The following is a 23220-nucleotide window of genomic DNA, read 5'->3' on the forward strand; positions in this document are numbered from 1 at the left end:
GCAGCGCGCCTACGTTCCTGACCGCCGTTCCACCACCGCGTAGGCCTTGCCGTCCAGGAATGCCCAGTCGTTGACAACCATAAACCCGAGGGCGTCCACCCGGTCGTTCAGGACGTGTTCGTCGAAGCCGCCGTCCCGTGGCTCCGCATCCCATGTGGACACATGGACGTCCGGGCCGTCGAGGATCAGCAGTTCGGTATTGACGTCGAAATCCTCCTGGGGCTGGTTGCTCAACTGGCAGATGGCGATACAGTGGCTGTTCATTTCGGGCCTCCGCTTCCAAGGTGGTGCTGATGGCATCATCTTATGGTCGAAAAGCTGCACCGCCCTATGGGCAACTGCCGGACCGCACTGTGGCGGCCGTTACCTGAATGTGACTTTCGCCTGCGGTTCGCGCTACGGTGGATAAGTGCCTGTTGTCTCCGATACGGGCGCTCCCCAGCCGATTGCCTAACTCTGCCGCGGCCCGGGGGTAACTCGCACCAACGACCGGCAGAGACGGGGAAACCACTTTTGGCCTGCTGATACGCAGGCCTTGGGGTGAAGCCGCACAGTGCCCGCAACGACGGGCCCCGGAGTGCGGCCGGGTGACTCCCATCCGAATCCGACAGCTCACCTCGCAGGCATTGGGAGAGGCTACATCCATGTCTTCAATCAATACTTTTGCGCGCCATGCCGCCGTCCTCGCCGCCGCATCCGGCCTGGTTCTTACCAGCGGAATGGCCGCCAACGCAGCCCCGGCACCCGTGCAGCGGGACTCCGCCCCGGCCTCCGCCGCGGACGTCAAGGGACTTCTCAGCGCGCCCGTCAGCGCCGATTCAAGCGTCAAGATCAGCTTCGACCGCCCCGCAGTAAGCTCTGTCGCCGCGCCGGTCATCGAACAGCCCAAGCCCGTTGCCGCTGCTCCCGCAGCAGCGCCGGCAGCAGCACCCAAGGCGGCCGCGGCGCCGTCCGTACAGGTGCAGGCAGCTCCGGCGGCCGCCCCGGCCGCGGCGCCCGCCGGTGGCCGCAACGCCATCATGCTTTCTGCCGCATACAGCCAGCTGGGCATCACCCAGGACTGCACCGCGATGGTGGAAAAGGCCCTTGGCGCGGCCGGTAAGCCCGTCGGCGACATCGGGCCCCGGGCCTTCCTCGGCCTCGGAACCGTTGTGGCGGCCCCGCAGCCCGGTGACATGGTGGTCCAGTCCGGCCACGTCGGCATCTACGCCGGCAACGGCCAGGTGATCAGCGGCGGCATGAACGGCGCCAACCAGACGATCGTGCACCCGCTGTCCTGGCTCACCGCGACCGGCGGCGTGACCTTCGTCCGCGCCTAAACCCCGCACGGGCCAGACGGCCCCTCCCGGGGCCACCCAATCCGGAAAGACCGGCGATCGATTTTCCCTTGGGGGCAAGCGATCGCCGGTCTTTCCCTTGTCCGGATTCTCACGGATTCCCCCGGTCTCTCAGTCATTTTTGCCCGCGGCGAGCGGAAGCGTCATCTTCATGACCGTGCCGGCGTCGCCGGTGGAGGCAACCTCGACGGCGCCTCCGGCAGCCACGGCGATCTCCCGGACCAGGGCCAAGCCGATGCCAAAGCTCCGTTGTCCCTGTGTTCCGCCGGTGCTGGCGGTCCGCACGAAGCGGTCAAAGATCCGGGCCTGGTCCACTCCGGTGATCCCGGTCCCTGTGTCCGCCACGGTGATGACCGCGCGGTTCTGCTCGATCGCCGTCGTGATGGTCACACGGCCGCCCGGCGGGGTGTGGGAGAGGGCGTTGTCCGCCAGGGCCAGGACGGCGCGGCGCAAGGCGTTGGCGTCGATCCTGGCCAGCGGCCGGGCAACGGCGAAGAAGTCCAGGCGCACGTCCCGTTGCTCCGCGACCAGCCGAAGGCTTTCGGCGACGCCGGAGGCGGTGTCGGCGAGGTCGGCAGGCGCTGCCGAGCGGTCAGGGGCGTCGGTGGTGGCCGCGAGGAGCAGTTCGTTGACGATCCCGGTCAGCGTCGCCGCGTCCTCCCGGATCCGGGCCAGGTCCTGGGCCTGTTTGGAGCCGGGCTCGGTGTTGCGCTGGGCAAGCTGGATCCTGGTGTCCAGGATGGTCAAGGGAGTGCGCAGTTCATGGCTGGCGTCCTGGACGAAGCGCCGCTGCCGGGCCAAGGCGTCGCCGAGGGGGCGGATGGCGCTGCGCGCGCTGAGCCATCCGACGATGCCTGCCAGCACGATTCCCGCGACCCCGGCGATGAGCATGGCTTCGAGCACGTCCCGGGAATCCAGGTAGGCGTAGGCCGCCCCGGCCGATGCCGAACGCGGAACTTCAGGATGGGCCAGCTGGTTGACGAGGTACAGCGCCGTGGCGGCGAGGAGTCCGAGGACCATGACCGCGCAGGCGGCGCTGATCCGCAAGGCGACTTTGAGGGAGGCCTTGCGCAGGGTGGAGTGGTCCGGGGTTTCGCCGGCGCCCCCGCCGTTACTCATGGGCATCGCCGATCTGGTAGCCGACGCCGTGCACGGTGCGGATGACGGCCTTGGAGATCTTCCGGCGCAAGTGGTGGACATAGGTATCGATCACCCCCGGCTGGTCGGAGGCATGGAAGTGCGCTGAGAGGAGTTCGTCCCGGGTGAAGACCCGGTCAGGTTCCGCGGCCAGGGCTGCCAGCAGCTGCCCTTCCTTTGCGGTCAGCGACACCGTGTGCCCGTAGACCGAGCGGATCGAGCGCTGCGCCGGGTCAAGTTCCCAGTCCCCGATGCTCAGCGGTGCCGGCACTGCGGCATAGGTGCGCGTCAGTGCGCGCAGTCGTGCCGCCAGTTCGCCGGCGTCGAACGGTTTGGTCACGTAGTCGTTGGCGCCGGCGTCCAGACCCCTGACTTTCTCCTCTGCGTCGCCCAGCGCGGTCAGGATCAGGATGGGCGTGCCGATTCCTTTGGACCGCAAGGCCCCGATGAGGGCGATGCCGTCCATCACGGGCAGACCGCGGTCGATCACCATGACGTCCCAGGCCTCGGTCAGCCCCGCGTGCAGGCCGTCACGACCGTTGGTGACCAGCCGGACGTGGTAATCCGTGTCCAGAAGCTCGGCGATGAGCGGTCCCAGGGCGGCGTCATCCTCGACGAGCAGCAGGGACGGCCGGTCAGCGGTTGTCATGTCAGCTATTCTTCCGTGACCAATTCCCGGGCCGGCAGTCCCTCCCCGGTTTCCGCCTCCGTGTCGCCGGCAGTTACCCCCGCGCGCCGGCTGGTGCGGCGGCGCCTGAGGAACTGCACGATACCCGGGACGACGGAGAGCAGGACCATGCCCACGGCGATGACGTCGATGTTTTTGGCGACGATGTCAAAGTGTCCCAGCCAGGTACCCAGCATCGTCACGGAGATTGCCCACGCCGCCGCGCCGGTGATGTTCCAGAGGACGAAGGATTTGTACTCATAGCGTGCGATCCCGGCACTGAGCGGCGCGAAAGTCCTGACCATGGGGACGAAGCGCGCGAGCACGACGGCGGCGCCGCCGTGCCGCCGGAAGAAGTCTTCCGTGGTGGTCAGGTGGGCCGTCTTCAGGATCCGGGCATCGTCCTTGAACCATCGCCGGCCGAAAGTGCGGCCCAGCATGTACCCCACCTGGTCCCCGACGACGGCGGCCGCGGTGACGACGCCGATCAGCACCGGCAGCGTCAGGTGCAGCTGCTGGTGCAGGAGCCCGGCGGTGAAGAGCAGCGAGTCTCCGGGCAGGAAGGGAAAGAGCACGCCGGACTCGATGAAGACCATGAGCGCGATGACGCCCAGGGCTCCCGGGCCCAGACCGGCGAGCAGGCTTGCCGGATCCAGCAGCGACGGTGACCCGGCGGCTTGCGCGGCCGGAAGGAGGGCTGAAATGTCCACGGTGTGCAGGGGTTACTTCCTCTCAGATGCCGGCTCAGAGGCCAGCGGGCGGGCGATGGCACGGGCAGGTAGCCGGTCCGCGATCTTCGGCGCGGCAACGTTCCAGAGCCCGGTGAGGATCACCACGGCTGCGCTGGCAGCCAGGAATGATGCCGTGACGTCGGAGGGGTAGTGGACGCCGATGTACAGCCTGGACCACGCCACGATGAGCGCCATCGCCGCGGCCGCGAAGGCCGTTACCTTGGCCCAGCGGGTCCCGCGGGCCAGGAAATACAGCGCGAAACCGAGAGCGACGGCAAAGGACACATGGCCGCTCGGGAAGCTGTTGGAGCCGGTTTCCGGTGCCAAAGGATCGAACAGCAGCGCGGGGTTCGGCCGCTGGCGGGCCACGAGGATCTTGAAGAATTCGCTGGCCACCCAGCCGGACACTGCCACCAGGCCGAATGCTATCGCCTTGACCAGTCCGCCGCGGAACAGCCAGATGCAGAGGGCGACGGCGGCGATCAGCGCGACGCCGGCGACCGGGCCAAACACGACGTTCAGTATCATCGCGACGGCGGTCAGGGCCGCGGCGTGATGCTGGCTGAGGTCCTGATCGACGCCGAGCTCGGTGGCGCTGAAGCCCGGCGTCAGCTGCGCCGCCAGGCCGAGAGCCAGGACGGCGGCGGAGAGGAGGAGGCCCAGCAGCAACCAGTGGCGGACCTGGGGGAGGGCCGGCAGCAGCGGCCGCGCGGCGGTACGACCTAGTGCTGTATCGCGTTCAACAGGGACGGGTCCAGTCATGGGTCCTCCGGCTCGGGACAAGGGCGCCAGGTTGGCGCCGGTTTCCACTCTTCCGCGAGGCAATTAAGAAACGCTTAAGAAGTGCCGCCCGGACGTTCCGCAGGGCTGATTACGCGGCGTAGCGCAGCAGGGTCACTCCGTTGCCGAAGGTCCGGGTCTCCAATAGCCGGAGCTGGACCGTTTTGTCCTCAGGCTTGAACAGGGGACTACCCCGTCCCACGAGAACCGGATGGACGTACAGCCAGTATTCGTCGATCAGTCCGAGCCGCCGGAAAGTGTCCGCGAGATTCGCTCCGCCAAGGGCCAGGTCGCCGCCCGGCTGCGACTTCAGCGCCAGGACTTCTTCGGCCACGACCTCCGGCACCACGGTGGTGTTCCAGCCGGCTGGCTTCAGCGTCCGGGAATACACGATCTTGGGCATCTCCCGCCAGATGTGGGCGAACTCGGCCATCGGGGCGCTGACATCGGGGTCGGCGTCCGCTGTCGGCCAGAACTCCGCCATCAGCTCGTAGGTGACGCGGCCGTCCAGGAAGGCGCCCATGGCGGCGAGCTGCTCGTTGAAGTGGCGGTGCAGTTCGTCGTCGACCATGTGCCAGCTCAGGTCCCGGTCCGGGCCCTCAAAGAACCCGTCCAAGGACACCTGCATGGCCATAATAATTTTCCGCATCGGGCGCTCCTTGCGTTTTTTCCAGCGTACCCCGGCAGAATCCTGCCGGTTGGGGGGTTTCGGTCATGTCCAGCCCCCGCCCCACCGCCGATCCGGCAGGATCTTGCCGAATTGCGGCCACTGAGGCAGGATGGGAGCCACGACCCGCCCAAGCGGCAGCATCCTGCCTCTTCCGGTGCGGGGAATACGGGAGGCAGGCGCGGCTATGAGTGATGTTTTGTCAGTGGCTGCGGGCATCCGGAGCGCCCGCAAGGACGCCGGAATCACGCAGGAGGACCTGGCCCACCTGGCGGGAACTTCGGTGCGCACCGTCCGATCCATCGAAACGGGAAGCGGCAACCCGTCGCTGCAGGCCGTCATCGCCGTCAGCAATGTCCTGGGCCTGCATCTGACGGTGCAGTGATGGGGGTCCTGGCGCCGGGGGACCTGCAGGACCTGAAGTTCGTCCGGTCCGCGGACGTATATAAGAGCGGCATTTTGGCCGGACACCTGAGCCGGACCGATTCCGGCGCGGTGAGGTTCGACTATCTCCCGGACTATCTCACGTCCGGCCTGCCTCCCGTGGCTGTCTCCCTCCCGCTGTCCGCGGCAGCGGTGGAGAGCACTGCCGGGGCGTTGCCGGCGTTTTTCGCCGGACTCCTGCCGGAGGGGCACCGGCTCACGGTCTTGAAGAACGCGACCAAGACCAGCTTCGACGACGAACTCACCCTCCTGCTGGCCGTGGGGGCGGACGTGCCGGGGGATGTTCAGGTGGTCCCCGCGGGTGCCCCTCGGGCGGAACCGCCCACCCTGGCCGACACGTCCCGGCCGGAGGAACTCGACTTTTCCGTGCTGGCCAACACGGTGGACCTGCACGGCCTGCCGGGGGTCCAGCGGAAGACCAGCGCCTCGATGCTGACGACGCCGCTCGCCCTGCGCGGGCACCGCTACGTGCTCAAACTGGACCCGCCGGAACATCCGCATCTGGTGGTCAACGAGGCGGCTCATTTGCGCGCCGCGAAGTCGCTGAAGATCCCTGTGGCCAAGAGCCGGGTCATCGCGGACCGGAACGGCCTCCCCGGCCTGCTGGTGGAACGGTTCGACCGCGTCAGGAATCCGGCCGGCGACTGGATCCGGCTTCCCCTGGAGGACGGCACCCAGGTGCTGGGACTGCCCCCGGCAGCGAAGTACGGCGTCAGCTCGGAGCAGGTGGCAGCGGCCCTGGCCGGGATCTGCAAGGCACCGGTGGTCGCGAGCCGCAACCTCTACCTGCAGTTCGTCTTTGCCTGGCTGACCGGCAACGGTGACCTCCATGCCAAGAACCTGGCCGTCCTCGGGAACCGACCGGGACGCACCATCGCCCCGGTCTTCGACGTCCCGTGCACCCTCCTCTACGGCGACGAAACCCTCGCTCTGCCCGTCTCGGGGAAGACCAGGAACCTCAAGGCGAGGCACTGGGCAGAGTTCGCCGCCACGCTGGGCCTTCCCCCGCGAGCGGCGGCCTCGGCCAACAGGACCGCGCTCGCCGCCGCGGGCACCGTCAGGCTGGAGGACCTGCCGTTCACCGGGTCGCCGCTGCACGGTGCGCAGCGGGAACTGGGATTTCGACGGCGGGAGCTGACCGGCTGATCGCAGCTTTTCCCACGGCCAGGCTCTTGCGCGGGGTCCGGGGAGGGTGCAGAATGCAGGGACTTTAGTGCCCCACAGCGGTCAGTCGCCGTCCGAGGGAGAAACATGTCTGCGAACGTTTTTCGAACAGATGCCCCGGGGAATTCGGGATGACTGAGCCGGCGCGTCATTACGGGACCGGCGGGCACCGGGCCTCCGACGGGTCGAAGCCCGGGCCATGGCCCCTCGCCTGGCGGGTGGGAAGGATCCGGCCGCAGTACCTGACGGCGGCCGCCGTCGCAGTCGCCCTGGCGGTGACCGGCAGCGTCTACGCGAGCGGCCAGGCGGGGATGCCGGGGATGCCGGCTGAGCCCGCGGCCGCGGCGGCCGCTGCGGCTTCCGGTACCGCCGTCACGGCCCCGCTCACGGCGCAGGCAACGCCGGCAGTCACTGACACCAGCCAAGCGGCCGCGACGGAAGCTACCGTGCCGGAAACTACCGGGCCGGAAACCACTGATCTGGCCCTCCCCGCCCCGTCCGCGACTGCCGCCCCCTCCGTCACGCCGCCCGCGGCCTCCGGGACTGCCGTCCCCTCCGTCACGACGCCTCCGGAAATCGCCGACGAGCCCGTCGCTGCCGTCACGGTCCCGACGGTCACACCCGAACTGGGCGGCCGGATCAACGCGATCATCGCGGCCAACAGCGCGTATGCACTGGGGGTGTCGTTGATCGATGTCTCGGACGGCGTGGTCCACGGCTACGGGGTCCAGGGCAATTTTGTCGCCGCCAGTACAGCCAAGATCCTTGCCGCGTCGGCCTATTACCACCTCGTCGAGACCGGCCGCGCCTCGCTGAGTGCCCCGTTGGGCGCCTCGACGGCGGGGGCCCAGATCCGCCAGATGGTTCAGCAGAGCAATAACGATTCATGGCTCCTGATACTTCGGGCTGTCGGTCAGCAGCGGATGACGGCTTACGCCGCGTCAATCGGGATCGGCTACGACTTCACGGTGAACCTGCTGACCCCGGAGGAGATGGCGCGGACCCTCTACCTGCTCTACACGGGGCAGCTGCTCAATGCGCGCAACACGGCCCAGCTGTTGTCTTACATGCAGAACACCAATTACGAGACCCTGATCCCGCCCGCGGTTCCGCCCGGCATAGGGGTTCACCACAAGTACGGGCTGCTGTTTGGAAACCTGCATGATGCCAGTGTCCTGGACAAGGACGGCCGCGCCTTCGTGTTTGTCGTGTACACGCGCGGCCGCGACTACTCGGACATGGGCCCCCGTACGGCGATCATTCAGCAGCTCACCCGGACGGTGACCGCCGCGTTGTTCTGAGCAATGATGGCTGTTAGGAACCGGTGCAGGCCTTTTCGGTGGTGCCGTAGACGTCAGGACTGACCGTATAGCCGTGGCGATCCTGGGCCAGCGCACGCTTGTTGACGGCCGCCAGGGCGGCCGCATCAAGCATCGTGGTCGAGACGAGGTTGAGGAACTCCTGGCTGTCCCCGCTGGACGCCGTGACTTTGAAGCTCCCCACGCCGGCGCGGTAGTACTTTTGCTGGTGGCCGACAGACGCCCCGTCCAGCGGGTTGAATTCGTCGATCTTCAGGATATTGGCTTTCCGGCTGACCACCTGGGCGCAGTCCAGGAAACCAATCGAGGGCGCTGACGCCTGCGTATAGGGTCCAAATCCTTTTGCGGGGTGCGCCAACATGGCGATGCCTGCCCGTGCCTTGTCGACTCCCGAGACGAACGTGTTCGGGGCGCCGGTAAACTTTCCGGCGTCGAACTCCTCCGGGTACTCACCCAGGAGCCAGACGGCTCCCTTTTCGGTCTGCGCGAAGAAGGCCAGTTCGGATTCCCCAAGGACTCCGTCCGAGTAATCGCGGTCCCACAGGACCACCGTGCGGACTCCGTCGATCTCCTTTGTCAGTCCCGTCACGATCGACACCACGCGGTGCGTGTGGACCTCCGGCGGACTCGTGGTGAGGTCCTTGACGGTGCCAGTGAACTCGGAGCGGGTTCCCGGCTTCATGGGAAGCCAAGTGTTGTCCACCGTAGGCTCGTGGGGGAAGTTTCCGGCGTTGAAGTCGGGCAGCGAACCCGGTCCGCAGTCTGTCGCGGTCGAGGCGCGGGCCGGCGCGGGTGCGGTGCCGGCCTCCGCTGCACCGGCCGTGAGGAGGGACAGCGGCAACGCCAGGAGGCAACTGACTACGGCAATGTTCTTGTGCAACATCGGACATTCCTTTGCGGGGTTCCAGGCCGGCCCGTAGCCGGGTTCAAACGGTCGCCGGGCCGGCGGCCGCGCGTTCCTTCTGACGTGTCTTCTTGGATTTGGCGAACCGGAGATAGAGAGAGGGAACGATGAACAGATTGAGCAGGGTGGAGGTGACCAGGCCGCCCAGGATGACGACGGCCATGGGGTGTTCAATTTCATGGCCGGGGATGTTGCCCATGACGACCAGGGGCACCAGTGCCAGCCCGGTGGCCAGGGTGGTCATGAGGATCGGCGAGAGCCGCTCCGCCGCCCCGCGCATCACCAGAGGACGGCCGAAGGTCTCGCCCTCATGCATTTCCAGATACTGGCAGTGGTTGATCAGCAGGATGCCATTGCGGGCAGCTATCCCCATCACGGTGAGGAAGCCAACGAGGGACCCGAGGGACAGGACACCGCCGGTCATGTAGGCGGCTATGACGCCGCCCACCAGGGCTACCGGCAGCGTCAGCAGCGACAGCACGGCCAGCCGCCAGCTCCGGAAGGACGCCTGCAGCAGCAGAAGGATCACGGCAAGCGCCGCCGCGGAGAAAATCATCAAGCGGTTCGTTGCCGCTTCGCGTTCGGTGTACTCGCCAAGCAGCTGCACGCTGTAGCCGGTCGGCAGATCCAGGCTTTCCAGCCGCGACTGCAGCGCGCCGACCACCCTTCCCAAGTCCGCCCCCTGGGCCAGGAACGATCCCACTTCCACGCGGCGGGAGCCGTTGGTGCGGTCGATCTGGTTCGGCGTCGGCACCAGGCTCACGTTCGCGACGTCGGCCAGGCGCACCCGCTGTCCGCTCGGCGTGTCGATGGGCAGGTCTTCAATGCTGGTGACGCTGGCCCGGGTCGCCGGGGTGCTCCAGACCTGGACGTCGTAGGCCCGGCCGTCGCGGAAAACGTCCCCGACTTCCTCGCCCGCCACGAGCGTCGCGGCAGCACGCCGGACGTCGCCGGGCTTGAGCCCGTACTTTTGCGCCGCGGCCAGATTGACCGTGACGGCGATCTGGGGGACCTCCACTTCAAGGGAGACATGCGCGTCTTCGGTGCCCTGGATCCCGTCCAAGATGGCCTTGACCCGCTGCGCCTGTTCCCGCAGCACGTTCAAATCGTCCCCGTACACACGGACCAGGATGGGCTCGCTGGCGCCGGTGATGACCTCTTCGATGCGCTCCTTCAGATATGTTTGGACGTCGCGGTGCAGTCCCGGGTAGCCGTCAACCACTTCCTGGATGGCGGCGACCGTCTTGTCGTAATCGGCGTGGCGGTCGATGCTGATCCAGTGTTCGCCGGCATTGACACCGACGATCTCGTCCGCGGCGAACGCCTGCCCAATGTGCGTCCCGCAGTTCAGGACGCCGGGGACCTTGAGGAATTCCTCGCAGCCACGCTGCGCGATCCGGTATTCCTCCGCGGCAGAGGTTCCCGGCTGCGAGACCCAGTGCATCAGGAAGTCCCGTTCCTTGAAGGTGGGGAACAGGGACGAGCCCATCAGGGGAGCGATGACCAGGCCCACCACCGCCAGCACCCCAAAGCCGGCGTAGCCGTACCGGGGCCTGTTCATGGTCTTGGACAGGGCGGCGTGGTAGCCGCGTTTGAGCACCCGCACCAGGGGAGGGTCGCGTTCCTCGAGTTTGGCGTTGCCCAGAAGGATCAGCGCCAGGGCCGGTGTGACAGTCAGCGCCACGAGCATGGAAGCGAGGACAGCCAGGGTGTAGGCGACGGCGAGCGGGCGGAAGAAGACGCCCGTGAGCCCGTCCAGGAAGAAGATCGGCACGGCCGCGACCACGATGATCAGCGTCGCGTACACGATCGGGCTCCGCATCTCGAGCGAGGCCCGCAGGACCACCGACGACGCGGATTCGTCACCGCCCGCGGCGCGGTGCTGTCGGAGCCGGCGCATGATGTTCTCGACGTCGATGATCGCGTCATCGACCACGACGCCGACGGCGATCACCAGCCCCGCCAGGACCATCGTGTTGATCGAACTGGACGTGAAATACAGCACCAGTGCGGCTGTGAGCAGGGACAGCGGAATGGCGATGAGGCTGATCAATGCCGTGCGCCATTGGAAGAGGAACGCGACGAGGATCATGACGACCAGCAGGCAGCCCAGCAGCAGCGCGACACTGAGGTTGGAGATCGCCTCCTCAACGAAGCTGGCGGGGCGGAAGATCGTGGTGTCGAAGTTAATGCCGCTCAGGCCCGGCTGCAGTTCGTGCAGGGCCTCCTCTACGCCCTTGGTCACATCCAGGGTGTTGCCCCAGGGCAGCTTCTCGACGATCAGCATGAGCCCGTGGCCGTTGTTGATCACGGCGTCACCAATGAGCGGCTGATGGTCCTCCACGACCTGGGCCACATCGCCCAGATGCAGTGCCACCCCGTCCTTTTCCCGAATGGTCACCTGGGCCAGGTCTGCAGGGGTCTGGATGGGCTGGACGTGACGGATGCCCATCCTCTGGGTGGGGCTGTCGATGAAGCCGCCTGTTCCGATGAACCGTCCGGGCGAGTATTTCAGCAGGCCGGCGTCCAGGGCGCCGGCGGTGACTTCCATAACCTGGTTGAGGGAGACGTTCTGGGCCTTGAGCTTGTCAGGTTCAACCTGCACCTGCAGCATCTGGAGCCGCTCACCCCAGATGGCCACGTTGGCCACGCCGGGTACCCGCAGCAGCCGGGCCCGGATCGTCCAGTAGGACAGCATCGACATTTCGATGAGCGAGTGCTCTTGGGATGTCATCCCGATCTTCATGACCCGGCTGGTCGAGGACAGCGGCTGCAGCATCACCGGTGGGGCCGCCCAGGTGGGCAGCGCCGCGGTTACCGAGGCCATCCGTTCCGACACCAGCTGGCGGGCGTTGAGCAGGTCCGTGCCCTGGTGGAAAACCAGCACGATCGACGACAATTGCGGCACGGACTTTGACCGCAGCTCGTCCAGACCCGGCATGCCGCTCACGGCGGCCTCGATCGGCACGCTGACGAGCTCTTCGACTTCCTGGGCGGTCAACCCCAGGCACGCGGTCTGGATTTCCACGCGGGGCGGGGCGAATTCGGGGAAGACATCCACGGACGCGGCACTCAACTGCAGGGAACCAAGCAGCATTACGGCGCACGCGAGGGCGACGACGACCGTCCTGAATCGGAGGCTGATCCCGATGAGCCAGCGCATGTCAGTGGGCCGTGTCGAATTCAGCGCCGAAGAGTTCCTCGGCCCCCGTCGTGACCACTACGGTGCCGGCCGGAGGCCCCTCCGTCAGGACGGCGACGTCGCCGTTGATGCGTTCGACCGTGATGGGCTGGCGGATGTAGACCCGGGGCTCGGGGTTGGTGTACACCCACGTCTTGCCCGTGCTGTCATAGATTACGGCCCCGTAGGGGACGGTGAGCTTCTTGGTCTGGGGATCCGTGGCCGTCGCGGCGGTTTCGATTCCGACGCGTTGGACGGCGTGTTCGGTGAGGGTCAGCCGGTGCAGGTCCGTGCCGGGCACTTCGGCAACGACCGCAGGGTCGCCGTCGGCCGGGGCGGCTGCCGGCGTCGGGCTGCAGCCGACGACGCTGAGTGCCGTCAACGCCGTCACAAACGCCCCGATGATGAATGACGCAACCTTGGTGCCCCGCTGCTGCGAAGGTGTCGAATTCATGATGCATCCTGACTTTCCGTCCGTGCAGCGGAGCCCTGGCTGGTCTGTGCGCCGGGTGCCGGCTTCGGCTCGAATCTGAGCAGCACGGCGGGCACAACTAGCAGGGTGAAGAAAAGCGTTGTCAGCAGGCCGCCCCAGATGATTACGGCGAGCGGCTGGATGATCTCCGTTCCGACGACGCCCCCGAAGAGGACCAGGGGCAACAGCGCCAGGCCCGATATCAGGGTCGATATCAGCACGGGGCCGAGCCTCTCCCGGGTCCCGCGGACCACCAGGGCAGGCCACGGTGCAGTGGCGTCCCCGGCACGCAGGCTCCGGACGTGGCCCGTCAACAGGAGGGCGCCGCGGACGGCGATCCCCAGGACGGCGGCGAAGGCGACCAGAGCGACCAGCGAGTTGACCCCGCCCGTGGCCTGGGCGGCCAGCACGCCGCCGGACAGCGCGAGGATCAGACCCAGGAAGAGCGGTGCGGCAAGCCGCCAGCTTCCCGTCGCCGTTTGCAGCAGGACCAGGATGCCGGCCGCGGCAACTGCCGCGAGGAGCCAGAGCCACTGGTAATTGCTCTGCTGCTGGGCGTATTGAGTGAGGATTTCCGCGTGGTACGACATCGGGAACTGCATCTTCTGCAAGCTTGCGTCGATGTCGCGCTGGATGTCGCCCAGGGGGCGCCCCTGGATCTCGGCTTTGACGTCGATGCGCCGCGACGTGTCATCGTGCAGGATGACGGACTCGTTCCCGACCATGGTCACTTGCGCGATGTCGCCGAGGCGGGCATGTCCGCCATTGGGGGTGTCGATGATCAGGTCGCGGACGCTGTCCAGGCTGTTGCGGGTGGCTGCAGTCCCTTTCACGATGACCGAGAAGACTTTCTGCTGTTCGTAGAGGTTCCCGACTTCAATGCCCTGCAGCAGTGCGGCGGCCGCACGCCGGACGTCGCCGGGGACGACGCCGGCCTTTTGGGCGGCGGCGAGGTCCACCTTGACCTCGGCGATCGGCTGTTCGGCCGGCAGGTCGACATGGGGGTTAACGACTCCGGCCGTTTGCTCCAGCAGCTGTTGCACCTCCGCCGCCTTCTGCCGCAGGATCGCCGGGTCGAGTCCGAAGACCCGGACGGCAAAGCCGCTGTCCGCCTCTTCCCGGATCTGGTCGATGCGCTCCTGGGGGTAGGTGGAGATCTTGCTTGTCAGGCCCGGATATCCTGCGATCACCCGGTCGACGGCGGCGGCCGTGTCGGCGTAGGAGGCGTCGTCGGCCACGGTCACCCACAGCTCGCCGGAGCTGACGTCGCCGACCTGATCGGAGGTGATGGCCCGCCCGACGTGCCCACCGACGTTGGCCACGCCAGGGAGGGCGCGCAGCTCTGCGGCTGCTGCCGCGGTGACCCGGCTCATTTCCTGGTCGGAGGTGCCGGCACTCGCGTTCCAGTGCACCACCAGGGTCTTGTCCGCCAGCACCGGCACGACGGGATTGCTCCCGGCCAGCTGGGGAACGAGTGCAAGTCCGGCCAGTGCCACCACCGCCGCGGCGGCGAACACCCACCGTGTCTTCCCCGCCAGGCGCGTCACGAGCCGGCCGTACGCGCCTTCGAGCCGCCTTAGCGACCGGCGCTCCGGCGCGTTGGAACCGACAGGAAGGACGAATGCCAGGGCAGCAGTGACGGTGATCGCGATGATCATCGAGACAACCAGGGCGATCAGGTAGCTCTCCACCAAAGGCCCGAAGAGGGCGCCGTTCTCACCGGAAATGAAGAGCGCAGGCATGACAGCCAACGCCATGATCAGCAGCGAGTAGAGGATCGGCGTGCGGACAGCCCGCAGGGCCGCCGGGATCACTGAATCGCCCGGTTGCCGGTCCTGTGCCTGCTGGCGCCGTGCCCGGGCAAGGCCGTTGAGGTCCTCCGCGACATCGCCCACGATGACCGCCAGGGCCAGCACCATGCCGGCCAGGACCATGGTGTTCATCCCGGTGCCGCGCCAGTCGAGCACCAGCGCCGCCGCGGTCAGCGACACCGGAATGGTGATGAGGCTGATCAGGGCCGTGCGCCAGGAACGGAAGAAGACGCCGAACAAGGCAACGATCAGCAGGAGAGTAATGAGCAGAGCGATGCCGAGCGTCCCGACCTCGTTGTCGATAAATGAGGCCTGCCGGTACACGCTGGTATCGATGGTGACTCCTGGCAGGCCTGGCTGGAGCGCGCGGAGTGCCTCGTCAACGCCGCGGGTCACGTCCATCGTGTTTGTCTCGGGGAATTTCTCGATGACCAGCAGCAACTCGGCGTCCCGGCTCAGCAGGGCGTCGCCGATCAGCGGCTGGTGGTCCGTGGCCACGGTGGCCACGTCCTTGAGCAGGAGATTGCCGCCGGCCCCCTCGATGGGAACCTGGCCCAGATCCTCCGGCGTGGTGATCGGCAGGACATGCTGAACACCGATCCGCTGGTGGCCCGTCTCGAAGAAGCCGCCGGTGCCCGGTGTGGATGCCTCCAGGTAGCTCAGCGGCGAAACCCACACTGAGTTGCCCGTCGTCTTGATGACCTCGTCCAGCGTAACCCCCTTGGCCTGGAGCTGCGCCGGATCCACCAGGACTTGAAGTTGTTGGTCCCGCAGGCCCCAGATCGCCACGTTCGCGACGCCGGGCACGGCCAGGAGCCCGGGCTTCATGGTCCAGCGGGCCAGCACTGACATGTCGATGGCCGACATGTCTTTGGAGGTCAGCCGGATCATCATGACCCGGCTCGTCGAGGACAGCGGCTGCATCAGCACGGGCGCCGCCGACACGTTGGGGAGTGCGCGTGCCTGGGTCAGCCGTTCGGAGACCAGCTGGCGAGCGCGGAAGAGGTCGGTCCCTGGCTTGAAGACCATCTGGATTGAGGAAAGGCCCGGCACGGACTTGGACCGGATCGCCTCCACCCAGGCAACGCCGTTCAGCAGGTCGGCTTCCATGGGCGAGGTGATGAGCTGCTCAACCTCGGCGGCCGAGAGTCCCAAGGCTTCAGTCTGGATTTCCACCTGCGGCGGGGCGAATTCCGGAAAGGCGTCCACGGACATGCCCGGCAGGCTGGTGAGCCCGAGGGCCAGGATTCCCGCCGCCGCGGCGAGGACCAACAGCCGGAACTGCAAGACCCAGCGGAGGATTGCACCCATCATGGCCGGTACCGCGCAGGCTCCACAGGAGTGCACACATCAGGGGAATCAGGGTCGAGTCGTCGGCGTCGTCTGTATCCGGGGACGTGGAGTGGCCCCGCCGCGAAACCGATCACCGGGAAAAGGGTTTTTGAGGCTTTTCCTGTTTGCCAAATTGCCTGTTTGCTTCGCACGGCGCGGCTCCTTGGTTCAAGGCCATAGCGCCCCCCAGCCGTCAAGAGCAATAATGATCTTCGGGCACACAGGCGTCAATAGAAATGCAGGTGACCGCCATGAATGCAGCCGCAGGAGACCGCATCATCATCCGTGGGACCACGGTGGAGTCCACGGACCGGCACGGTCTGATCCTTGAGGTCAAGGGAGCCGATGGGGCGCCCCCGTACCACGTCAGATTCGACGACGGCCACGAGACGATCATGTTCCCCGGCGGGGATTTCGTCGTCGAACGGGCCGGGAACGGGCCCTAAAAGGCACCTTCGGAGGGCGCCGGGAACTGGGCCCCAGGACGCTCCGCCCTAGAAACCCGACGAGCTCCCGGAACCGGAAAAGCTGCCGCCGCTGGATCCGTACCCGGTGGTGGCTCCGCCGCCGCGGGCGGTGCTGACGCTGCTGACGCCGGTGCTGAAGCCGGAATTGAAGCTCGGCACCGAGAAGAAGTAGTAGGACGGATACACGGTGCCGAGGATGCTCGGCTCGTAGGAGCGGCCGTACCTGGCTTTGGTCCCGGCCTGGGCGCTCTCCATGTCCTTGCGCATGAGCCCGGCCTCCTTCTCGTTGCGGGCGTAGGCCCCGATCACGGTATCGGCGTGCTGCTTCAGCAGTTCGGACAGCCGGGTCCGGGCATCACGCAACCGGTCCAGCGCCGTCTCGGGCGTGATGGAGCCGTCGGCCAGTTCCGATGACCAGCGTTCAAGGTCGCTGCGGCTTTCATCGCGAAAGGACCGCAGGGCAGCCGCCGTCGCTGAGGATCCCTCGGCACGGCGCTGGCTGAGCATCTCTTCCAGGCCGTTCAGGTCGCTGCGGAAGGGTGCGAGCTGGTGGTCCCAGGCGGCCGGCCAGGATGCTCCGCGGTTGAGCAGGGCATTGGTATCGGCAATCACGTCGTCCAGCACGTCCAGTTCCGCCGCCGCGTCGGCGTAGTTCCGGATCAGTTTGAGGTTGGGCCGGCGGCTAAGGTCCCGGCGGCTGAGGGCATGCACCTGATTGGAAAGCTCGGTGGCCATGTTGTAGCGGTTCATGAACGTGCGGTGTTTTTCCAGGACCGTGCTGCCGTACCGCGAGGATTCGGGGATGGTGCTGGCGTTGAGCTCGGTGACCTGCAGGTCCATGCTGACGTTCGCGTAGCTGGCGTCGCCCCGCGCGAGTTCCTTCCGGCAGGACACCCTGGTCCGCCACCGGACGATCAGCCATGCTGCCGCGCCGCAGACCGCGGCGGTCACCGTCAGCCAGGCCGAGGCAACGAAAGCCGTGGACCGGTACCATGGCTGGTTGATGAGTTCGGCGCCGCGGCGGACCCCGGCAATGGTGCCGTCAGTCCACTGGGCATCGCGGAACAGTTCCTTGGAGGCGTTCTGGATGTCCTCGCGCTGTTCGGGGGAGACCTTGCGGTCCTCACCCATGTAGGTCCCGACATGCCGGCCGACCGGGTCCAGGGCAAAAATGAACAGCCCGTCCGCCCACTTCTGCCCGTCGGGACTGATCCATTCGGGATGTTCGGCGCGGGCGAACCTCAGGACTTCCTCGTTCAGGTTGTCCGCGGCCGTGCCGTTGTATGTGTAGATCGCAACCTTGGTGGGCTGATAGAACTCGGTGGACCGCACCGCCGGCAGGAGCGTGTTTTGGTCCAGGACCCCGGCGCGGTCCTCAACCACGACGGCGGTCGGTGTCACGGCGAGCGCCGCGGCGGCTCCGCCGAGCAGTCCGACCATGAGCAGGAGCACAGCGGCGAGGGCATTGCGCATGATTCCCATTTTCCGAGCGTAGTGGGTGGCCCCGGCCGCGTCGATGCAACCGCCGCGGGAACGGGACGAAAGACACCATGACCGCGCACCGGCCCGGCGTCCATACTTGCGGCATGAGTTCTCCGCCGGAAGGATCCCAGCCCGAACGACCTCCAGGAGAACCAGAACCGGAGGAAACGAAGCCCGGTCCGGCGCGCCCCGCCAGGCCCGACCGGACCCTGCTGGCCATCATGGTCGCGATCGCGGTGATTGTGATCGTTGCCCTGGCTGTCGTCCTGACCCGCGGAGAACCGGCGCCGCTGGCCGAGTCGACGCCCGCCGGCGTCGTGCAGCGCTATGCCGCCGCTGTTATTGCCGGGGATGAGGCGGCCGCGTCCGCCTACTTGACCCCGGCCGCCCGGAGCAAGTGCAACAGCGAGGCCCGTCGGGCCGCGCAGAACCTGCGTGTCACGCTGGTCTCCACCACCGAGCGGCCGCAGTCAGCCGACGTGCGGGTGCTCATCACCGTGTCCGAGCCGGGCGGGCCGTTCGGCAGTGCTGAATACCAGGTGGAGGACGTCTTTGACCTCGTCCGGTCGGGGAACGGCTGGCAGATCGACAACGCACCCTGGCAGCTGACGGTGTGTCCCGGGCAGGTGAAGCAATGAGCGCCCAACGGACAGTGCGCCGGCTGATCACCTACGCGCTGCTGTTCGCGCTGGTGGTGATCGCCACCGTCGGGCTCGGCGGACTGCTGGGCCGCCTGTTCGTGACGGGAACGGAACTGGCCGTGGACGATGTCGCGGGGCTGGCGCGCTCGCTGGCCTTCGCCCTCATCGGCGGCCCGCTCGCGGCCGTCTTGTGGTGGGTGGTCTGGCGGCGGCTCGAGGACCCGGAGGAACGGTCCGCCGTCGGGTGGGGCCTCTATGTGACCGGCGCCTACCTGGTTGCCCTGCTGATCGCGTCCACCAATCTGATCAACACGCTGTCCTCGCTGATCGGCGGCCCGGGCCAGGAGTGGCGGCTGTCGCTGGCCACGGGACTGGTGTGGGCGGCGGTCTGGGTCTGGCACCGGTGGATGTGGCGCCATCCCCGGAAGGGTCCGGCCGAGCTGGCCGAGGTCCCCACGGTGCTCGGCTCGGTGCTGGGGCTCGTGCTGGGCGTCGGCGGCGCCGTCTCGGCCCTGTCCACCCTTCTGGATGCCGCCCTGCGGGGCGCCGCGGTTGAGGCATCGGTGGGCAAGCCATGGTGGGTGTCGGCGCTGCAGTCCCTGGTTTGGGCCGTCGGCGGAACCGCCGTCTGGTGGTGGCACTGGAAGCACGACGGCGGCCGGCGGCTGCGCACCGGGCTGGCTGACGTCGCACTCATCACCGTCGGGGTGCTCGGCGCCGGCATCCTCACCCTGGCCGGGTCCGGGGTGGCACTCTTTGTGGCCCTTCGCCTGCTGTTTGACCGTACCGAAGCGCTGGAGCTGTTGCTGGAGCCCCTCGCTCCCGCCGTGGCGGCGGCTGCCATCGGTTGCCTCGTCTGGGTTTACCACCGCAACATCGCGAGCGGGCGCTCGGAAACCACCCTTCAGGGCGGCAGGCTCGTGACCTCCGGCGTCGCGCTGGTCGCGGCGGCGTCGGGGATCGGCGTGATCGTGAATTCGGTCCTGGCCATGACGGCGACGCCGCTGGCCGGCGCCGGGGCGCGGACGCTCCTGCTCGGGGGAATCAGCTCCCTCCTGGTGGGCGGGCCTGTCTGGTGGCTCGCATGGCGTCCGCTGGAGCAGGCTGCGGGGACAGGCACAGCAACCGGCGCCGGACTGAACGCCCGGCGGATCTACCTGGTCGCCGTGTTCGGCCTGAGCGCCGTCGTTGCGGTGGTCACCCTGCTGGTGATCGGGTTCCGGCTGTTCGAGTTCTTCCTGAGCGATGTCAGCGGCGGAAGCCTCATAGACCGGATCCGCGCCCCGCTGGGGCTCCTGGTCGCCACCGGGCTCGTGTTCGGCTACCACTTCGCGGTATGGAGGCAGGACCGGGCCGTCCTCGCCACGGTCGGTCCGGTCCGTCCGCGAACGATCGGCCACGTGATCCTGGTGGCCGGACCGGATTCCGCGGCCTTGCGCCGCGTCATCAGCGAGGTCACGGGGGCAGCGGTCACCGTCTGGACGCGGGCGGACGCCAGGGCTGCTGACCTGACCGGCGTGCCTGCACTTCCCGGCGGCCCGCCCGGGCCACTCCAGGAGGCCGGCGCGGCGCAGGAAGAGCAGCTGGCGGCGGCACTGCACGGCGTGTCAGCGGCCCGGGTTCTGGTGGTTGCGGATCAGCACGGGGGGATCGACGTCATCCCGTTGCAAGGCTGACCGCCTGTCCTGCGTCAGGTGGGGCCGGCCACGCCCTAGGATGGCGGCATGTCTACCTTTGAAGTTACGCGCAGCGCAGTCATTCCCGCACCGGCAGAGGACATCTTTCCGCTGGTCGACGACTTCCACGAATGGACCAAGTGGTCGCCGTGGGAGTCTGTTGACCCTGCCATGGAGCGCAGCTATTCCGGCGTCGAATCCGGCGTCGGCGCCAAGTACGCCTGGAGCGGCAACCGGAAGGCCGGCTCCGGCACCATGGAGATCGTGGACGCCGCCGCGCCACGCAGCATCAAGATCCGCTTGGAGTTCACCAAGCCCTTCAAGGCCGTCAACCCCACCACGTTCACTTTCACGCCGTCGGGCAGCGGCACTCAGGTCACGTGGACCATGACCGGGGAGAACAAGGGCATCGGCAAGGTCTTCGCCCTCTTCATGAACATGGACAAGATGGTTGGTGCAGACTTCGAGAAGGGGCTCGCCGCGCTCGCCACGGCTGCCGCACAGCCAAAGGCCTGAGCAGGGAAGCCCCGCCCGGTGACGTTGCCCCGCCGCCGGGGCAGTTCAGGACCCGGTGGTCGGGACCAGTTCGGGGTGATGGATCCGGGCGACCTCCGGGTGGGCGCGCAGCCAGCCCTTGAGCACGTTGGCGCCGTAGGATGCGAGCATCGGGTTGTCCGGGTCATCGGTGATCCCCCGGGACCGGGCCGCGAGCGCGGGCGGGAGGGGCACCGGATCTATGACGGCGTCGAGCCGGGGCGACCAGAAGAACGGGACCGTGTAGCGGTCGACGCCGGGCGGGGGCGCCTCGACGCGGTGGATGGTGGCCGCCAGGTAGCCCTGGGTCGCGACTTCGAGCATTTCTCCGAGGTTGACCACCAGGGCCCCCTGAACCGGCTCCACCGGAATCCAGTTGTCGCTGCCCGGCGGGAGCACCTGCAGGCCGCCGACCTCGTCCTGAAGCAGCAAGGTGACGAAGCCGTAGTCCGCATGGGCGCCGACCCCCTGGGGACCGGCATCGGCGACGACGCCGCCGACATAGTGGACGAGCTTGGCCATCCAGGCCGGCGAGTCCCGGAACGGTTCGTCGAAGTAGTCTTCCGGCAGTTCCAAGGACACGGCGATGGCGCTCAGCAGTTCTGCGCCGATCCGTGACATGCGGTCCGCCCAGGCCATGCACACGCTCCGCAGCTCAGGCAGCGCGCGGTCCGGCATCAGGTTGGGCCCCTGCACCAGCCAATACGGCTGATCCGGCGGGTAGCCCTCGACGGCGGGGCGCTCCGGTCCAAAATCGAGCTGTTCACGGGCGTCCGGCCGCCCCCGGGTGACTTCGTGGCCCAACCGCGTGTAGCCGCGGAAATGCGGTGAGAGCCGGTTGTCCAGTTCCAGCCTGGACTCAAGCGGAAGCTCGAAGAACCGCCGGGTGACGTCGAACAGTTCGTCCACCTCGCCGGGAGTGGCCCCGTAGCCCGTGAGCTGGAAGAAGCCCACCCGGTGCGAAGCATCGCGCAAGGCTTCAATAAACGCCGGGTCAAAAGTGCCGTCCCGCCCTCTGGCTGCACTGAGATCCAGCAACGGAATCGAATCCGATGGTGCGTTCATGCTTGCAAACTACCACCACGGCATCCCCTACTGAACGGTAGGCCGGTTCCGGTTGCCCGGACGCCAGCCGAATTGGCGGTGCCGGTTCCCAGCTATTGCCTAGGCTCCTCGCGGGCTTTCTTGATCGCGGTGTGTAAGAGTTCAACAACGAGGGTTGCCAATGCCACGCTGATCGGGTTAACGAGAAAGCCGGAATCCATGCGCCGGAACGCCACGAAAGCTCAACGTCGAATCGCCGCGCGGCTGCTTGTTGCAGCAGTCCTGGTGCTGTCAGCAGCAGCGTGTCAGCCCTCGCCGCCCGGTGGCAGCCCGGGAACGGGATCCGGCACGCCTAGTGCCACGCCGAGTACCGGCGCGTCAGCGGGCACCAGCAGCCCCGGCGCCACGTCCGGGGGCTCTGCCTCGGCGCAGGCGGGCTCAAAACCGGGGCATGTGTTCGTGATCAACCTCGAGAACAAGGGCTACAACAAGGTGTGGGGTGCCGGTTCTGAGGCCACCTATCTCTCCCAGACGCTCCGCAGCCAGGGCGTCCTGCTGTCCGAGTACTACGGAATCGCCCACAACTCGAACCCGAACTACCTGGCCCAGATCTCCGGCCAGGCATCCAACGCCATGACCCGCGACGACTGCCCCACGTACGTCGCTTTCAAGCAAACGGGGACGGCCGCGCTGGGGCAGGTGGAGGGAACCGGCTGCGTGTATCCGGCATCGGTCCCCACGGTCGCCGGACAGCTCAGCGCCGCCGGCAAGACGTGGAAGGGGTACATGGAGGACATGGGGACGCCATGTCGGCATCCCAAGCTCGGCGCGAAGGACACCAGCCAGGGTGCCAAGGTGGGCGACCAGTACGCGACCCGGCATAATCCGTTCGTGTATTTCGAGTCCATCACCTCGACCCCGGACTGCCAGAGCAACGTGGTGGACTTCAGCCAGCTTGCCGGTGACCTCCAGTCCGTCGACACCACACCCAATTTGGCCTACATCTCGCCGAATCTGTGCAACGACGGCCACGATAGCCCCTGCGTCGATGGCAGCGCCGGCGGGCTGGCGGCCGCTGACAGCTGGCTGAGCCAGCAGGTCCCGGCGATCCTGGACTCCCCGGCGTTCAAACAGGACGGGATGCTGGTCATCACCTTCGATGAAACCGAGGGAAAGACGGTAGGACCGTCAGCCCTGCTGCCGGGCGGGACGGCCGGCGGCAAGATCGGTGCGCTGGTCATCTCGCCGTTCACCAAGGGCGGCACGACGTCGGATCAGGCGTACAACCACTTCAGCCTCCTGGCCAGCATCGAAGACGCCTTCTCGCTGCCGCGGCTCGGTTATGCCGGGGCGCCGGGCCTGAACAGTTTTGGCGCGGACGTCTTCAACGCCGGCTCCTAGCGGCGGCGCCCCGCCCTCGTCGCTGCCAC

21 protein-coding genes and 1 riboswitch are annotated in these 23220 nt (G+C 67.3%); of the genes, 9 read left to right on the forward strand and 12 right to left on the reverse strand.

Annotation, left to right across the window (positions count from 1 at the left end; all coding sequences use genetic code 11):
• Nucleotides 1-9 precede the first annotated feature (9 nt).
• Nucleotides 10-264, reverse strand: a complete 255-nt coding sequence (locus tag ACVWZ7_RS20030; protein WP_456508888.1) for a hypothetical protein — start codon at nucleotides 262-264, stop codon at nucleotides 10-12.
• A 177-nt stretch (nucleotides 265-441) separates the two neighbouring features.
• A riboswitch (cyclic di-AMP (ydaO/yuaA leader) is annotated at nucleotides 442-640 on the forward strand.
• Between the two features lie 4 nt (nucleotides 641-644).
• Between ACVWZ7_RS20030 and ACVWZ7_RS20035 the strand changes: the two genes are divergently transcribed.
• Nucleotides 645-1319, forward strand: a complete 675-nt coding sequence (locus ACVWZ7_RS20035; protein WP_456508889.1) for a hypothetical protein — start codon at nucleotides 645-647, stop codon at nucleotides 1317-1319.
• A gap of 129 nt (nucleotides 1320-1448) precedes the next feature.
• Here ACVWZ7_RS20035 and ACVWZ7_RS20040 read toward each other — a convergent pair whose 3' ends face one another.
• From ACVWZ7_RS20040 to ACVWZ7_RS20060, 5 genes are all read right to left on the reverse strand, one after another.
• Complete coding sequence (locus ACVWZ7_RS20040; protein ID WP_344367554.1) at nucleotides 1449-2456, reverse strand: sensor histidine kinase; 1008 nt, start codon at nucleotides 2454-2456, stop codon at nucleotides 1449-1451.
• Nucleotides 2449-3123, reverse strand: a complete 675-nt coding sequence (locus ACVWZ7_RS20045; RefSeq protein ID WP_456508890.1) for a response regulator transcription factor — start codon at nucleotides 3121-3123, stop codon at nucleotides 2449-2451. Before ACVWZ7_RS20045 ends, ACVWZ7_RS20040 begins: the two co-directional genes overlap by 8 nt.
• Before the next feature lie 5 nt (nucleotides 3124-3128).
• Nucleotides 3129-3851 (reverse strand): VTT domain-containing protein, encoded by a 723-nt coding sequence (locus tag ACVWZ7_RS20050; protein WP_425547241.1) that lies wholly within the window; start codon nucleotides 3849-3851, stop codon nucleotides 3129-3131.
• Nucleotides 3852-3863: 12 nt separating this feature from the next.
• Nucleotides 3864-4634 (reverse strand): phosphatase PAP2 family protein, encoded by a 771-nt coding sequence (locus ACVWZ7_RS20055; RefSeq protein WP_456508891.1) that lies wholly within the window; start codon nucleotides 4632-4634, stop codon nucleotides 3864-3866.
• A 109-nt stretch (nucleotides 4635-4743) separates the two neighbouring features.
• Nucleotides 4744-5301 (reverse strand): dihydrofolate reductase family protein, encoded by a 558-nt coding sequence (locus ACVWZ7_RS20060; RefSeq protein WP_456508892.1) that lies wholly within the window; start codon nucleotides 5299-5301, stop codon nucleotides 4744-4746.
• A 205-nt stretch (nucleotides 5302-5506) separates the two neighbouring features.
• On the opposite strand from ACVWZ7_RS20060, the gene ACVWZ7_RS20065 reads away from it, so the two are divergent.
• From ACVWZ7_RS20065 to ACVWZ7_RS20075, 3 genes are all read left to right on the forward strand, one after another.
• Entirely contained in the window at nucleotides 5507-5704 is a 198-nt protein-coding gene (locus tag ACVWZ7_RS20065) for a helix-turn-helix transcriptional regulator (RefSeq protein WP_344367558.1), read from the forward strand.
• Nucleotides 5704-6909 carry a type II toxin-antitoxin system HipA family toxin gene (locus tag ACVWZ7_RS20070; RefSeq protein ID WP_456508893.1) on the forward strand — a complete coding sequence of 402 codons (1206 nt, stop codon included), beginning with the start codon at nucleotides 5704-5706 and terminating at the stop codon, nucleotides 6907-6909. Before ACVWZ7_RS20065 ends, ACVWZ7_RS20070 begins: the two co-directional genes overlap by 1 nt.
• A gap of 149 nt (nucleotides 6910-7058) precedes the next feature.
• Entirely contained in the window at nucleotides 7059-8228 is a 1170-nt protein-coding gene (locus ACVWZ7_RS20075; RefSeq protein WP_456508894.1) for a serine hydrolase, read from the forward strand.
• Nucleotides 8229-8241: 13 nt separating this feature from the next.
• Here ACVWZ7_RS20075 and ACVWZ7_RS20080 read toward each other — a convergent pair whose 3' ends face one another.
• Genes ACVWZ7_RS20080 through ACVWZ7_RS20095 form a run of 4 tightly spaced genes read right to left on the reverse strand, consistent with a single transcriptional unit; the run spans nucleotide 8242 to nucleotide 15928 of the window.
• The gene (locus tag ACVWZ7_RS20080) at nucleotides 8242-9129 is read right to left on the reverse strand and encodes a hypothetical protein (RefSeq protein ID WP_456508895.1); all 888 of its coding nucleotides are present in this window, start codon (nucleotides 9127-9129) and stop codon (nucleotides 8242-8244) included.
• A gap of 43 nt (nucleotides 9130-9172) precedes the next feature.
• Nucleotides 9173-12313: an efflux RND transporter permease subunit gene (locus ACVWZ7_RS20085; protein WP_456508896.1), complete on the reverse strand. Its 3141-nt coding sequence runs from the start codon at nucleotides 12311-12313 to the stop codon at nucleotides 9173-9175.
• Nucleotide 12314: 1 nt separating this feature from the next.
• Entirely contained in the window at nucleotides 12315-12785 is a 471-nt protein-coding gene (locus ACVWZ7_RS20090) for an efflux RND transporter periplasmic adaptor subunit (protein ID WP_344367563.1), read from the reverse strand.
• Nucleotides 12782-15928: an efflux RND transporter permease subunit gene (locus ACVWZ7_RS20095; RefSeq protein ID WP_456508897.1), complete on the reverse strand. Its 3147-nt coding sequence runs from the start codon at nucleotides 15926-15928 to the stop codon at nucleotides 12782-12784. Before ACVWZ7_RS20095 ends, ACVWZ7_RS20090 begins: the two co-directional genes overlap by 4 nt.
• Nucleotides 15929-16197: 269 nt before the next feature.
• Here ACVWZ7_RS20095 and ACVWZ7_RS20100 point away from each other — a divergent pair, with 269 nt between their 5' ends.
• Entirely contained in the window at nucleotides 16198-16392 is a 195-nt protein-coding gene (locus tag ACVWZ7_RS20100) for a DUF1918 domain-containing protein (protein ID WP_456508898.1), read from the forward strand.
• Between the two features lie 48 nt (nucleotides 16393-16440).
• On the opposite strand, the gene ACVWZ7_RS20105 is transcribed toward ACVWZ7_RS20100, so the two are convergent.
• Complete coding sequence (locus ACVWZ7_RS20105) at nucleotides 16441-17895, reverse strand: DUF5129 domain-containing protein (RefSeq protein ID WP_116768293.1); 1455 nt, start codon at nucleotides 17893-17895, stop codon at nucleotides 16441-16443.
• A gap of 104 nt (nucleotides 17896-17999) precedes the next feature.
• Between ACVWZ7_RS20105 and ACVWZ7_RS20110 the strand changes: the two genes are divergently transcribed.
• The 3 genes from ACVWZ7_RS20110 to ACVWZ7_RS20120 are packed head-to-tail and all read left to right on the forward strand — an operon-like array spanning nucleotide 18000 to nucleotide 20728.
• Nucleotides 18000-18533, forward strand: a complete 534-nt coding sequence (locus ACVWZ7_RS20110) for a hypothetical protein (protein WP_456508899.1) — start codon at nucleotides 18000-18002, stop codon at nucleotides 18531-18533.
• Nucleotides 18530-20212: a DUF5671 domain-containing protein gene (locus tag ACVWZ7_RS20115; protein ID WP_456508900.1), complete on the forward strand. Its 1683-nt coding sequence runs from the start codon at nucleotides 18530-18532 to the stop codon at nucleotides 20210-20212. The genes ACVWZ7_RS20110 and ACVWZ7_RS20115 overlap by 4 nt, the downstream gene beginning before the upstream one ends.
• Nucleotides 20213-20260: 48 nt before the next feature.
• Nucleotides 20261-20728: an SRPBCC family protein gene (locus tag ACVWZ7_RS20120; RefSeq protein ID WP_116768291.1), complete on the forward strand. Its 468-nt coding sequence runs from the start codon at nucleotides 20261-20263 to the stop codon at nucleotides 20726-20728.
• Between the two features lie 45 nt (nucleotides 20729-20773).
• Here the strand turns inward: ACVWZ7_RS20120 and ACVWZ7_RS20125 are convergent, their stop codons facing one another.
• Complete coding sequence (locus ACVWZ7_RS20125; protein WP_344367568.1) at nucleotides 20774-21811, reverse strand: isopenicillin N synthase family dioxygenase; 1038 nt, start codon at nucleotides 21809-21811, stop codon at nucleotides 20774-20776.
• 438 nt (nucleotides 21812-22249) lie between these two features.
• Between ACVWZ7_RS20125 and ACVWZ7_RS20130 the strand changes: the two genes are divergently transcribed.
• Complete coding sequence (locus ACVWZ7_RS20130) at nucleotides 22250-23191, forward strand: alkaline phosphatase family protein (RefSeq protein ID WP_237563547.1); 942 nt, start codon at nucleotides 22250-22252, stop codon at nucleotides 23189-23191.
• Nucleotides 23192-23220: the final 29 nt, after the last annotated feature.

The sequence above is a fragment of the Arthrobacter sp. TE12232 genome (genome assembly GCF_054062615.1).